General features: G+C 62.0%; 11 protein-coding genes and 1 tRNA gene. 8 read left to right on the top strand and 4 right to left on the bottom strand.

The annotated features are described in order from the left end of the window. Nucleotides 1-3: 3 nt before the first annotated feature. On the bottom strand, nt 4-999 hold the full coding sequence (locus C8C92_RS04400; RefSeq protein ID WP_116743113.1) for a cytochrome-c peroxidase: 996 nt from the start codon (nt 997-999) through the stop codon (nt 4-6). A gap of 208 nt (nt 1,000-1,207) precedes the next feature. Between C8C92_RS04400 and C8C92_RS04395 the strand changes: the two genes are divergently transcribed. Continuing rightward, nucleotides 1,208-1,636 (top strand): hypothetical protein, encoded by a 429-nt coding sequence (locus C8C92_RS04395; RefSeq protein ID WP_116743112.1) that lies wholly within the window; start codon nt 1,208-1,210, stop codon nt 1,634-1,636. Nucleotides 1,637-1,677: 41 nt separating this feature from the next. Here the strand turns inward: C8C92_RS04395 and C8C92_RS04390 are convergent, their stop codons facing one another. Continuing rightward, nucleotides 1,678-2,448: a hypothetical protein gene (locus tag C8C92_RS04390; protein ID WP_243420112.1), complete on the bottom strand. Its 771-nt coding sequence runs from the start codon at nt 2,446-2,448 to the stop codon at nt 1,678-1,680. Between the two features lie 119 nt (nt 2,449-2,567). Here C8C92_RS04390 and C8C92_RS04385 point away from each other — a divergent pair. From C8C92_RS04385 to C8C92_RS04360, 6 genes are all read left to right on the top strand, one after another. Then, nucleotides 2,568-2,643: transfer RNA gene (locus tag C8C92_RS04385), tRNA-Phe, on the top strand. Nucleotides 2,644-2,926: 283 nt separating this feature from the next. After that, complete coding sequence (locus C8C92_RS04380; RefSeq protein ID WP_116743110.1) at nt 2,927-3,268, top strand: collagen-like protein; 342 nt, start codon at nt 2,927-2,929, stop codon at nt 3,266-3,268. 122 nt (nt 3,269-3,390) lie between these two features. Then, nucleotides 3,391-5,760 carry an acyl-CoA dehydrogenase gene (locus tag C8C92_RS04375; RefSeq protein ID WP_116743109.1) on the top strand — a complete coding sequence of 790 codons (2,370 nt, stop codon included), beginning with the start codon at nt 3,391-3,393 and terminating at the stop codon, nt 5,758-5,760. Nucleotides 5,761-6,040: 280 nt separating this feature from the next. Next, entirely contained in the window at nt 6,041-6,763 is a 723-nt protein-coding gene (locus C8C92_RS04370; RefSeq protein ID WP_243420111.1) for a choice-of-anchor J domain-containing protein, read from the top strand. Nucleotides 6,764-7,007: 244 nt separating this feature from the next. Further along, nucleotides 7,008-8,369, top strand: coding sequence for a tRNA 5-hydroxyuridine modification protein YegQ (gene yegQ, locus C8C92_RS04365; RefSeq protein WP_099760790.1), 1,362 nt, complete (start codon nt 7,008-7,010; stop codon nt 8,367-8,369). Between the two features lie 182 nt (nt 8,370-8,551). After that, nucleotides 8,552-9,799 carry a DUF819 family protein gene (locus C8C92_RS04360; RefSeq protein ID WP_116743108.1) on the top strand — a complete coding sequence of 416 codons (1,248 nt, stop codon included), beginning with the start codon at nt 8,552-8,554 and terminating at the stop codon, nt 9,797-9,799. A gap of 85 nt (nt 9,800-9,884) precedes the next feature. Here C8C92_RS04360 and C8C92_RS27130 read toward each other — a convergent pair whose 3' ends face one another. After that, nucleotides 9,885-10,481, bottom strand: a complete 597-nt coding sequence (locus tag C8C92_RS27130) for a hypothetical protein (protein ID WP_133250694.1) — start codon at nt 10,479-10,481, stop codon at nt 9,885-9,887. A 263-nt stretch (nt 10,482-10,744) separates the two neighbouring features. Here C8C92_RS27130 and gdhA point away from each other — a divergent pair, with 263 nt between their 5' ends. Further along, a complete protein-coding gene (gdhA, locus tag C8C92_RS04355) occupies nt 10,745-12,088 on the top strand; it encodes an NADP-specific glutamate dehydrogenase (RefSeq protein WP_116743107.1) in 1,344 nt (447 codons plus the stop codon). Between the two features lie 50 nt (nt 12,089-12,138). Here the strand turns inward: gdhA and C8C92_RS04350 are convergent, their stop codons facing one another. Continuing rightward, entirely contained in the window at nt 12,139-12,696 is a 558-nt protein-coding gene (locus C8C92_RS04350) for a flavin reductase family protein (protein WP_096233711.1), read from the bottom strand. Between the last annotated feature and the right edge of the window lie 36 nt (nt 12,697-12,732).

Below are 12,732 nucleotides of genomic sequence, written 5' to 3'. Positions count from 1 at the left end.
CACTCAGTCAAACGGCACCGGCCGCGGCGTCGTATCCGACGATGGCGGCAGGATCGGCAGCACGAGCTGCGGCTGCTTGCCCGTCAGGGTTTTCAGGAAAGCCACCAGCTTGGCGTTTTCATCGGGCGTAAACGTGCGGCCCAGTTGCAAGCGGCCCATCACGTCGACGGCTTGCGTCAGGGTCGCCGCTTCGCCATCGTGGAAGTAGGGATACGTCAATTCCACGTTGCGCAGGGTCGGTACCTTGAAGTTGAAACGGTCAGCATCCTTGCCCGTCACGGCCGAACGCCCTTGCGCCGTCATCGCCGTTTTATACGGTTCCACCACCCCCATCTTCTGGAAAGTATTGCCGCCCACGGCGGGACCGTTATGGCAGGCGATACAGCCGCTCGATTTGAACAGCTGATAGCCTGCCAGCTCGTCTTTCGTCAGCGCGCTTTTCTTGCCCATCAGCCATTGGTCGAAGCGGGAACCGGGGGTTACCAGCACTTCCTCGAAGGCGGCGATGGCGCGCGTGACTTGCTCGATGGTCAATTTATCCTGGCCAAACACTTGCCGAAATTCCGAGCGGTAGGCGGGAATCGAGGCCAGCACGTCGATGGCCAGCTCGTGCGTAAAAGCCATCTCGCCCGGATTGGCGATGGGCCCGCCCGCCTGTTCCTGCAAATCCTTGGCGCGGCCATCCCAGAATTGCGCCACGTTCATGCTGGAATTGAGCACCGTGGGCGAATTGATGGGCCCGCGCTGCCAGTTGTGGCCTATCGAGGTCTTGATGTTGTCCGTGCCGCCCATGCTCAGGTTATGGCAGCTATTGCAGGAAATAAAGCCCGAGCGCGACAGGCGCGGGTCGAAAAACAGCTTTTTACCCAGTTCGACCATCGCCGGATTGGCCACCTTGGCGGCGGTGATCGGCTGGATCGGTTCCTTGTCGGCGGCGTGCAGCACACCGCCGAAGGCCAGGCTGGTGATGAAGAGGAAGGGTGAGAGGGTGCGGCGCATAGTCTAACTCCTGGAAACATTCCCGAATCGGCGGCACGCGCCGGCGCGGGAATGCAGCGCACCGGCCCGGTTGCCACCCGTACATCGCTAGTTGGATGTTGATTTATATTAACTTTGACTGCTTGGCAATGAAAATGACGGGGATCAAGGATAGTCCAGCGCGCGAATCGCGCTTGCCATTTGGGCAAGCGTGGCACATGATGAAGGCATGAAAACGCCTACCTACTCCGTCCTACGCGCCGCGTGCGCCGCCATCCTGCTGCTGGTCACCAGTGCCTGCGGCAGCGCCCCTACGCAAAATGATGCGCCGCCCGCCCCCGGCAATGCCAGCTTGCTGGCGCAAATCCAGGCGGAAGTGGGCGCCGCCGCCTGCAATTCCACGCAGCAATGCCACACCCTCGCCATCGGCGCCAAGGCCTGCGGCGGGCCCGAGCGCTACCTGGCCTGGTCCAGCAAGGACTATGACGGCAAGAAACTCAAGGCACTGGCCCAGGCGCAAGCCGAGGCGAGCCGCAAGCAGCAGCAGGCGGACGGCATGATGTCGACCTGCGCCATCGTCACGGACCCGGGCGCCACCTGCGAAGCGGGACGCTGCGTGCTGCAAAAGAGCGGCCTGGGCGGCAGCTCTGCGATGTAAAAAAGCCGCCGGATCAGCGGCTTGCGTGATTCTGTAACAGGTCAGGACTGCAGCTGCAAGGTCTTGATAATTTTGGTTTCCACCTTCTCGCCCGCGCCCGAGGTGGCATTCTTGCTTTCCTTGCGCAGCAGCAATAAATGGTCGCCGCTGACGCCATACTGGCGCGTCTCGTCCATCTTTTGCGTAAAGCTGATGACGACGAAAGCGCGCCCGCTGACGTCAAAGTGGAAATGGCTGGCCAGCGGCGTGCCGTCGGCGGCGATCCACACCTCGAGGCCGCCTTCGAACTTCTTCACATACTTGCGGTCCTTTTCCGGCACCCTGTCGAGCGACAAGGTAAAGCTGAGCAGGCGCGCCGGCTTGCCCTTGTAGTTATCCATCTTCTCGCCGCTGAACACGGCTTCCTCGATTTCGCGCGACAGGGCGTCCGCCGCCGACACCATGGAACGCAGCTCCGTCGCCTTCATTTCTCCCAGCGCAAAGCCGATCGGCGTCTTGCCCTTCGGATCTTTCACCCTGGCGCGCTGCTCGGCTTCCACTTTCGCCAGCACCTCCTTACTGTAGAGCACCTGCAAGCCCGCCGGCCCGCCCTCGACAGCCACCGTGGCCTGGCCGCTATCGTCTTCCGCCGTCTTGCCCTCCCCCTCGCGGCGCCAGGTTTTCGATTCGACCTGCGCCTTGATCGGCATCTGCCCCTGCAAACGCGCCAGCGCTGCGTTCAGATCGGCCAAGCCATCGGCCCGCGCCGTACCGCAAAACAAACTGAACAAGCCCGCAGCCGCCAGGCCTTGCACTCCAATACATCGCTGCATCGCCACATCCCTTCAGGTCATACAAAGATGCCAAAACACCATGTTTTGGCCATCTGTTGCATTTGAACACAGCTAGCTCTGGTCAGGTGGAAAGTCTTTCTGCTATAATTCGCCGCCTTGGCCTGGTAGCTCAGTCGGTAGAGCAGAGGATTGAAAATCCTTGTGTCGGTGGTTCGATTCCGCCCCGGGCCACCAAGAATTAAGCAGTACATAGCAAAAAGCCACCTTCGGGTGGCTTTTTTGTTTTCCTTTGCACAAAACTTCCCTCACCCCACCGCTGTGTACGCAAACGTACGGACAGCCGCCGCCCAAGAGCCCATGCTGCAGGCAGACCACACACCCCTCCGCCGCCAGCGCCCTGCGCGACGCGGCAGACGGGTCGCCTGGTCAGCTCTCCCCGCCATACCGCCATGCGAAACTCGCGCCCGACGCCGTCGAGCCGTTCCGTACATAACGGCACACTGCCAAAGGATGCATCATGAAACCTACCCTGATATTGCTCGCGCTCGCCTCTACCCTCGCCTTGACCGCTTGCCAGCGCGAAGCGCCACCCGCGCCGACCGTCGTGCAAGTCGTTCCCGGCCCTGCCGGCGCGCCTGGTCCTGCCGGCGCTACCGGTGCCACGGGCGCCGAAGCCCCTGCCGGCGCGACGGGTGCCACCGGCGCCACGGGCCAGACCGGCGACAGCGGCATGCAAGGCAACGATGGCGCCAAGGGCGACGCTGGCACCGCCGGCGATGCAGGCGCCAAAGGCGACACGGGCGCCAAGGGCAAAACGGGCGAGACGGGCGACACGGTGATCGTCGTTCCACAACGCTAATACGCCCCACGCAACACACCACAACGCCAACCCCTGCGGTTGGCGTTGTGCGTATGCGCTGTACCGCACGGTAACATCGGCCACATCAGCCTATCCTGTCCCTATTCAATGGGAGATATCGCATGCTGACGATCATACTGATGCTGGCCCTGCTGGGCCTAGTTGCACTGTTCGCGCCCGGCCCCGTGCGCCGCGCCCTGCTTGCTCCGCGCCTGCTGGCCCTGTTCAAGCGCATCCTGCCAACGATGTCCGACACGGAACGCGACGCCCTCGAGGCGGGCACCACGTGGTGGGATGCCGACCTGTTTTCCGGCCGGCCCGACTGGACAAAACTGCATGCCTATGGCCGCGCCACGCTCACTGCCGAGGAACGCCATTTCCTCGAGCACGATGTCGAGCGACTGTGCGAACTGGTCAATGACTGGGAAACGCAGCAGCAACTCGACTTGCCACCGCAGGCGTGGGCCTACATGAAAAGCCAGGGTTTCCTCGGCATGATCATCCCGAAACAATATGGCGGTAAACAGTTCTCCGCCTACATGCATTCGCAGGTGGTCATGAAACTGTCGAGCCGCTGCTCGGCGCTGGCGGTGAGCGTGATGGTGCCCAATTCGCTGGGGCCGGCAGAACTGCTGCTGCACTACGGCACCGAAGCCCAGAAAGATTACTATCTGCCGCGATTGGCCGCCGGCACCGAGATTCCCTGCTTTGCCCTCACCAGTCCGTATGCGGGTTCCGACGCGGCCGCCATTCCCGACCTGGGCGTGGTGTGCATGGGCCTGCATGAGGGCCGCGCCACCGTGGGTTTCCGCCTCACCTGGAACAAGCGCTACATCACCCTGGCGCCCGTGGCGACCTTGCTGGGCCTGGCATTCCAGACCAGCGACCCCGACCATCTGCTCTCCGACAACGATGCACCGGGCATCACCTGCGCCCTGATCCCCGCCAGCCACGACGGCGTGGTAATCGGCCGCCGCCACCATCCGCTCAATGCCGCATTCCAGAACGGCCCTACGTCCGGCAACGATGTCTTCATCCCCATCGACTGGGTCATCGGCGGCCAGGCGCAAGTGGGCAAAGGCTGGCGCATGCTGATGGAATGCCTGGCGGCGGGGCGGGCAATCTCTCTGCCCTCGTCCAGCGTAGGCATGGGCAAGATGGCAGTGCGCGGCACCGGCGCGTACGCTGCCGTGCGGCGCCAGTTCAACATGCCGATCGGCAAGTTCGAGGGAGTGCAGGAAGCGCTGGCGCGCATGGGCGCCAACCTGTATCTGATGGATGCGGCGCGTACCCTGGCCGCGCACGCCGTCGACCTGGGCGAAAAGCCGGCCGTCATTTCCGCCATCGTCAAATACCACGTCACGGAACGGGGACGCGCGCTCGTCAATGATGGCATGGACATTCTCGGCGGCAAGGGCATCTGCGTGGGGCCGAACAATTTCCTCGCCAGCGCCTACCAGCAAATCCCCATCGCGATCACCGTCGAAGGCGCCAACATCCTCACGCGCAGTCTGATCATCTTCGGCCAAGGCGCCATCCGCGCGCATCCGTATGTACTCAGGGAAATGGCCGCCGTCAGCGAAAGCGACGGCCGCAAGGCCGTGCGCGATTTTGACGCTGCCTTCTTTGGCCACGTGGGCTTTGTGCTGGGCAACCTGGCCAGAGGGCTGTGGTACGGACTGGGCGGCGCGCGCCTGGCGGCCGTGCCCGACGCCGGCGCGCCCGCACTGGCCCCCTACTACCGCGCGTTGACGCGGCTGTCGACGGCGTTTGCCGTCATGACGGATATGTCGATGTTCGTGCTTGGTGGTGAACTCAAGCGCCGCGAACGGCTGTCCGCGCGCCTGGGCGACGTGCTGGCGCAGCTGTACCTGGCGTCGTCCGTGCTGAAGCGTTACGAGGACGATGGCCGGCCCGAGGCCGACCTGCCCTATGTGCACTGGTCGCTGCAAGATGCGCTGGTGAAGGCGCAGCAAGGCTTGACGGGCGTGCTCGACAATTTCCCCGCGCGCGTGCTGGCCGTGTTGCTGCGCACCTTGCTGTTCCCGTTTGGCCTGCCCCACCATCCGCCGTCCGATGAACTGGGCAGTGCAGTGGCGCTGGCCCTGCAAACGCCGGGCGCCGACCGCGAACGCCTGCTGGCCGACGGCCATGTGGCCAGCGATAGCGGCGATCCGGTGGCTTGCGCCGAGCGGGCGCTGGTCTTGCTGCCGGAAGTGCAGTCCATCGAAAAGCGCCTGAAAGACACGCCCGAAGGCGCGGCCTTGCGGCACCTGCCGCAAAGCCTGTCCGCCATGCAGCCATGGCTGGCGGCGGCGATGACGGCAGGCACCGTCAGCGGCCAGGAGCACAATACTTTGCTGGAATTCGCGCGCCTGGTCGATGGCTTGATCCAGGTCGACGATTTTCCACCGGCCGCGGCGCTCCCGGGCCGCGCCTTTGCATACAGCGCCGGCGGCAACAGTCCTGCGGGCGGCAGTCTCGCGGCATAGGCTGCACGCTCCTCACCGGGCCAGGCTCTCGGGCGATACCGCCCAAGACCGCCAGGCCGTGCCTGACCGTCAACAGAGCCAGCCCTCGGGTTGGCTCTGTCATTTTAACAACATGCTTTTCCTTGCCCGCGCCTTTCTCCCGCAGAGCGATGAGGGTGCGCATAAAAACAGATAGCGATAGTTGTATTTATTGTTAGCAATTTTATTAATATTGGTGTTATCTTGATTGCAACGCTCACACGCGTTACTACGATTACCCACTATTTCTTGATGGAGGTTCATGATGTCTGTCACGTTCAAATCCACGTTGCTTTCCACGCTTGCCCTGACCCTGGCCTTCAGCCTTAGCAGCACTGCCTCAGCCGATGCCTTGACTGAAAATTTCGATGACGGCCTTCCCGCTGGCTGGACCGTGAACAACCTGAGTTCGCCTGTCGGTTCGACCAGCTGGTTTCAGGGCAACCCATCGGTGTTCAACGCGCATCAAGGCGCAGCCAACTCCTATCTGGCAGCCAACTTCAATAGTGGCGCTAACGTGTCCGACATCAGCACCTGGCTGATCTTGCCCACCTCGACCTACCGCAATGGCGACACGCTGTCCTTTTTTACCCGCACGGAGGATATGTCGTTCTATCCGGATAACCTGGAAGTGCGCTTCAGCAATGTCGGCGGTACCGATGTCGGCAACAGCGCCAGCAGCGTGGGCACCTTCTCGACGCTACTGCTGAGCGTAAACCCGAGCCTAGGCCTGTTCGGCTATCCGGAAACGTGGACGCAATACAGCGTCACCCTGAGCGGCTTGTCGAACGCGACCACTGGCGCCCTGGCCTTCCGCTACCTGGTGGGCGACGGCGGTCCGATTGGCGATAACTCGAACTTCATCGGCATCGACACCGTGAACATCACCTCCGCCGTGCCGGAACCCGGCACGTACATGATGCTGGGCATGGGCCTGGGCATGCTCGGCTTCCTGCGCATGCGCAAACGCAAGCACCTGGCCTGAGTCGCCAAGCAAGGATTTGCCAGCGGCAAGTCCTTGCAGCGCCAGCACTGGAACCCAGGCCCGAAGAGGATGGCGCCCGGGGCTGGCGGTTTTTATGCGCTGCTGGCGACCTGGAGCACCGCGCTCATCGAGGCGTACCGCGCCTTAGGCCTGAAGTTGCCTGACAGCACATGTTAATCCCTTGACCCAAGGCAAGGCAATCTGGCGCCAGCCCGCATAGAATGGCCGGCTTTGCCCCTCGCCCATGCGCCACGCTCCCGAACTTCTCCTGCCTGCCGGCTCACTGGCCAAGATGCATGCCGCCTTCGACTATGGCGCCGACGCCGTCTATGCGGGCCAGCCGCGCTACAGTTTGCGCGTGCGCAATAACGATTTTTCAACCTTGCAAGCCTTGCAGGAGGGAATTGATGGCGCGCATGCGCGCGGCAAGCAATTCTTTGTCGCGAGCAACATCTTCGCCCACAATGCCAAGCTGAAAACGTATTTGCACGACATGGAACCGGTGATCGCCATGCGCCCGGATGCCCTGATCATGGCCGACCCGGGCCTGATCATGATGGTGCGCGACAAGTGGCCGGACGTCCCCGTGCACCTGTCCGTGCAGGCGAATGCCGTCAACTGGGCCGACGTGAAATTCTGGCACCGCATGGGTTTGACGCGCGTGATTCTGTCGCGCGAACTGTCGCTCGACGAAATCGAGGAAATCCGCCAGCGCTGCCCGGAGATGGAACTGGAAGTGTTCGTCCACGGCGCCCTGTGCATCGCCTATTCGGGCCGCTGTTTGCTCTCCGGCTACTTCAATCACCGCGACCCGAATCAGGGCACCTGCACCAATTCCTGCCGCTGGGATTACAAGGTGAAAAATGCCTCGGAAGACGCCAGCGGTGACCTGGGCGGCATGCAGGTGGTGCCGCTGGAATTTCACCAGGCGCTGGCCGAGGCCGACAACAATGCGTTTTCCGCCCTGCACCAGCAGCCACGCCACCCGCTGGCCGATCAGCCCTACTTTATCGAAGAAGCCCAGCGCCCGGGCCAGCTGATGCCGATCCTCGAAGACGAGCACGGTACTTACATCATGAATTCGAAGGACTTGCGCGCCGTCGAGCATATCGAGCGCCTGGTCAAGATCGGCGTCAATTCGCTCAAAGTCGAGGGCCGTACCAAGTCGCTGTACTACGCGGCGCGCACGGCGCAAGTCTACCGCCAGGCCATCGATGACGCCGTGGCGGGCCGTCCTTTCGATATCAGCCTGCTGGGTCAGCTGCAAGGCCTGGCCAACCGCGGCTACACGGACGGTTTTTACCAGCGCCATCACACGCAAACGCACCAGAACTACATGCGCGGCGCGTCCGAGGCGGACCGCAGCCAGTACGTCGGCGACGTGCTGGGCGTGACGGACGGCTGGGCCAGGGTGGAAGTGAAAAACCGCTTCGCCGTGGGCGACCGCATCGAGGCCCTGCATCCGGGCGGCAACCGCGATTTCACCATTGCCCGCATGCTCAGCGACGACGGCAAGGAGATCCAGGTCGCGCCCGGCAGCGGCCACTTCGTGCGCATAGAACTCGACGGGGCGCTGGACAAGGCCTTGCTGGCACGCTATTTGTAACCGCCAGTCTGGCAAGCGGTGTGGCGAGCAGTTTCCAAGTGTTTGATTTGACAAGAAAAATTTCCACTGGCACGGCCTAAATAATTTGTTTAGGCCTCAACATTGCTATACGATACGGCCACCCGCGCCCGGGGGCCTTATCGGAACCCGGTGCGTCCCTGACACGTTCACCGGAATCCCCGATGCCACCTGCCACACCCGCCCTCATCACCAACGACGCCGTCGTCCTCGGCCTGCTCGCCATGACCCTGGGGGCCGTCTTCTGGAGCGCCTCCCGCACGGATGGCTTCTGGAAAAAGTTTTATACCTATATCCCGTCGCTGCTGATGTGCTACCTGATCCCGGCGCTGCTCAACACCTTCGGCATCATCGACGGCAACGCCTCCGGCCTGTACGCCGTGGCGCGCGACTATCTGCTGCCCAGCGCGCTGGTGCTGCTGTGCGTGGCCATCGATTTTGGCGGCATCATCCGCCTCGGCCCCAAGGCCATCATCATGTTTCTCACAGGAACGCTCGGCGTGATGCTGGGCGCCCTCGTCTCGTTCGAAGCCTTGCGTTTGATCCACCCGGAAACGGTGGCGGGCGATACCTGGCGCGGCATGACGACCGTCGCCGGTTCGTGGATAGGCGGCGGCGCCAACCAGGCGGCCATGAAGGAAGTGTTTGAAGTCGATGCCACGCTGTTCGGCCAGTTCGTCGCCGTCGATGTGCTGGTGGCCAACGTCTGGACGGCCGTGCTGCTGTTCCTGGCCGGCCGCGCGGGCGCCTTCGACCGCTGGACGGGCGCGGATTTATCCGCCATCAATGCGCTCAAGGACAGCATCGAAAGTTATCGGGCCCAGCACGCGCGCATCGCCACCTTGACCGACATCATGATCATCCTCGGCGTGGGCCTGGGCGTGACGGGCCTGTCACACTTCCTGGCCGGCCCCATCATCAGCTGGATCGCCACCCTGCCGGCCGAGTGGCGCTTGCAGGATTACAGCCTGACATCGAACTTCTTCTGGATCGTCGTGCTCGCCACCACCTTCGGCCTGCTGCTGAGCTTTACCCGCGCGCGCAGCCTGGAAGGCGCAGGCGCCTCGACCATCGGCTCGGCCATGCTGTACGTGCTGGTGGCCACCATCGGCATGCACATGGACTTGAAAGCCCTGTTCGACAAGCCTTTCCTGTTCCTGCTGGGCCTGATCTGGATCGCCGTGCACGGCGGGCTGATGCTGCTCGTCGCCAAGCTGATCCGCGCACCGCTGTTCTTCATGGCCGTGGGATCGCAAGCGAACATCGGCGGCGCCGCTTCGGCCCCCGTCATCGCCAGCGCCTTCCACCCATCGCTGGCACCCGTCGGCGTGCTGCTGGCCGTGCTCGGCTACGCGCTGGGCACCTATGGCGCCTACATCACGGGATTGATCTTGCGCGGCATGGCGGGGTGACGCTCCTGGCAGCACAATGACGACAACGCCAGCCTTCGGGCTGGCGTTGTCGTTGGTGGGCTGCGCAAGGAGGGCGACGGGGACCTCACTTGGTCGGGCACTTGCCATTACGGCACATGTAAAAAGCCGCTTTCAGTTTGCACTCGGATACACTGAGAAACAAGGGCGCAAGACCTTGCTCATCGGTAATGCCTGTTTGATCGTATCCGCAACCTGTCACGTGATAATGCATGCCGGCCACGCCCGAGCCGTCCGTCGGGCGCAACAAACGAGGACTGCGGCCATATGGCCCGCTTCCCACCACCCGCACAAATCGCATGCGCTCGGGAGTGATGGGAAATGATGCCCGTATGAATCCGGATCGCCCATGCGCATCGGTCACACCTTTCAGTGTGGTGAGAAATGGTGTTTCTGAGGCTGCCGATTTCGACGGTGTATAGACGTCGAGTGAATACGGTGTATTGACGAGAATTTCTTTCGTCTCCGTATCGAGCAGTTGAAAATGGCATCCATACGCACCCTCCCCTGCCGTGGGCAAGCCATCGACTGGCGTCGGCCTGCATTCATAGCTTGAGGCCGATGCCACCACTGGCACTGTATTTGTTATACATCCGGAAAGCATGTGCGCGCAAAGCAAGGTGATGACGATAGGCGCGCTTTTAGTGGCAAGACACTTGAACATAAGGATTCCCCCATTCAAAGTTAGCGAACAGCAAGTCATTCTTGCCTGACTACCCACAGGGGTGATTGGGATCTGTCAATCTTTCAATAAATAAGCAATTCTTAAAAACTCACCAGACCACTACCTGTTTTGCCGCGCCGGCCAGCCGGAAAATGCGCCCCAGAATGTAGCAGAAACCCCTCAAAACCAAATTTCCGCACCATTTTCGTGCGAAATCTGCGATGATAGTTGCCCAAATAACCGATTACCTCCATGGAATTCTGATGAAATACGCATCTGCTCACGAGTATGTCCAGCATGTCGCCGCACGCAATCCAGGTCAACCCGAGTTTCTGCAAGCCGTCACCGAAGTCATGGAGAGCTTGTGGCCGTTCCTGGAACAGCACCCGAAATACGCGGAACAAGGCTTGCTGGAACGCTTGATCGAGCCGGAGCGCGTGGTGATGTTCCGCGTGTCGTGGGTCGATGACCATGGGCAAGTACAAGTCAATCGCGGCTACCGCATCCAGCACAGCATGGCCATCGGGCCGTACAAGGGCGGCATCCGCTTCCACCCTTCCGTGACCCTGTCGGTGCTGAAATTCCTCGCCTTCGAGCAAACATTCAAGAATGCGCTGACCACGTTACCGATGGGCGGCGGCAAGGGCGGCGCCGATTTCGATCCGAAGGGCAAGAGCCCGGGCGAAGTGATGCGTTTCTGCCAGGCCTTCGTCAGTGAACTGTTCCGCCACGTGGGCTCGGACACGGACGTGCCGGCCGGCGACATCGGCGTGGGCGGGCGTGAAGTGGGTTATATGGCCGGCATGATGAAAAAACTCAGCAACCGTGCCGACTGCGTGTTCACGGGCAAGGGCGCCAGCTTCGGCGGCTCGCTGATGCGGCCGGAAGCGACGGGCTACGGCACCGTATATTTCGCCGAAGAAATGCTGAAAACGCGGGGCCGCTCGTTCGAAGGCATGCGCGTCTCCGTGTCCGGTTCGGGCAACGTGGCGCAGTACGCGGTGGAAAAAGCCATGGCCATGGGCGCGAAAGTCATCACCGTCTCCGATTCGAGCGGCACCATCATCGATGAAGACGGTTTCACGCCGGAAAAGCTGGCCATCCTGATGGAAATCAAGAACCATCTGTATGGCCGCGTCAGCGACTACGCCGAACGCACGGGCGTGCGCTTCGAAGCGGGCGTGTCGCCATGGCATGTGCCGGTCGACATCGCCCTGCCCTGCGCCACGCAGAATGAATTGAACATCGACGATGCGCGCACCTTGATCGCCAATGGCGTGCAGTGCGTGGCCGAAGGCGCCAACATGCCCACCACCATCGAGGCAGCCAAGGCATTCGAGGCGGCCGGCGTACTGTATGCGCCGGGCAAGGCCAGCAATGCGGGCGGCGTGGCGACTTCCGGCCTGGAAATGAGCCAGAACGCGGCCCGCATTTCCTGGCCGCGCGAAGAAGTCGATGCGCGTTTGCTGCAGATCATGCAAGGCATCCATGCCGCGTGCAAGCAATACGGCACGCGCGCCGATGGCAGCGTCAGCTATGTGGATGGCGCCAATATCGCCGGCTTCGTCAAAGTGGCCGATGCCATGCTGGCGCAAGGGGTGATTTAAGCGTCAACAATGTCGTCGGATTACGCGCGGCATAGCCGCGCTAATCCGACCTACAACATTTCAGGTTTCATCAAGCTCTTGCGGCTGATCGTGCGGCCCGACACCATGAACTCGCCGTTGCCACGGTAGTGCAGGGTTTCGGGCAGCTTGGGCGAGGTGGCCACGTGGGCTTTCACGCACTCGAAAATGAAGAAACCGCCCTTCGGGTTGCCCGCCACCTGCGCCAGCTTGCATTCGAAGTTGGCGTAGCACTCGGCGATCAGCGGTGCGCCCACCAGCTCGGCCGGCTGCGGCGTCAGGCCGAAGGCGGTGAATTTATCCGTGTCTTCGCCGCTGCAATTGCCGATGGCGACCACCTGATCGACCATGTCGGCCGTGGGCAGGTTGATCACGCATTCCATGCTGCGCTTGATCATTTCATAGCTGTGGTTCGCATCGGAAATGAAGCAGCCCAGTAACGATGGCGTGAATTCCATCAGCATGTGCCAGGCCATGGTCATGACGTCGCTCTCGCCCTTCCAGGTGGAGCTGACGAGCACCACCGGCCCCGGTTCGAGGAAGCGGCGGATATCGGCGACGGGATAATCTTCTTTGTGATAATTTTTCATCTGGTCTCCAGGACGCGGTACGCCATAGCATAGCCC

Source organism: Janthinobacterium sp. 78 (genome assembly GCF_003096775.1).
Taxonomy (GTDB): domain Bacteria; phylum Pseudomonadota; class Gammaproteobacteria; order Burkholderiales; family Burkholderiaceae_D; genus Janthinobacterium; species Janthinobacterium tructae.
The sequence above is the reverse complement of the archived record's forward strand: the minus strand, read 5'-3'. Positions and strand labels throughout refer to the sequence as shown.

Coding starts and splice junctions, on each gene's coding strand:
- C8C92_RS04400 (WP_116743113.1), bottom strand. CDS start 999: ATGCGCCGCACCCTCTCACCCTTCCTCTTCATCACCAGCCTGGCCTTC.
- C8C92_RS04395 (WP_116743112.1), top strand. CDS start 1,208: ATGAAAACGCCTACCTACTCCGTCCTACGCGCCGCGTGCGCCGCCATC.
- C8C92_RS04390 (WP_243420112.1), bottom strand. CDS start 2,448: ATGCAGCGATGTATTGGAGTGCAAGGCCTGGCGGCTGCGGGCTTGTTC.
- C8C92_RS04380 (WP_116743110.1), top strand. CDS start 2,927: ATGAAACCTACCCTGATATTGCTCGCGCTCGCCTCTACCCTCGCCTTG.
- C8C92_RS04375 (WP_116743109.1), top strand. CDS start 3,391: ATGCTGACGATCATACTGATGCTGGCCCTGCTGGGCCTAGTTGCACTG.
- C8C92_RS04370 (WP_243420111.1), top strand. CDS start 6,041: ATGATGTCTGTCACGTTCAAATCCACGTTGCTTTCCACGCTTGCCCTG.
- yegQ (WP_099760790.1), top strand. CDS start 7,008: ATGCGCCACGCTCCCGAACTTCTCCTGCCTGCCGGCTCACTGGCCAAG.
- C8C92_RS04360 (WP_116743108.1), top strand. CDS start 8,552: ATGCCACCTGCCACACCCGCCCTCATCACCAACGACGCCGTCGTCCTC.
- C8C92_RS27130 (WP_133250694.1), bottom strand. CDS start 10,481: ATGTTCAAGTGTCTTGCCACTAAAAGCGCGCCTATCGTCATCACCTTG.
- gdhA (WP_116743107.1), top strand. CDS start 10,745: ATGAAATACGCATCTGCTCACGAGTATGTCCAGCATGTCGCCGCACGC.
- C8C92_RS04350 (WP_096233711.1), bottom strand. CDS start 12,696: ATGAAAAATTATCACAAAGAAGATTATCCCGTCGCCGATATCCGCCGC.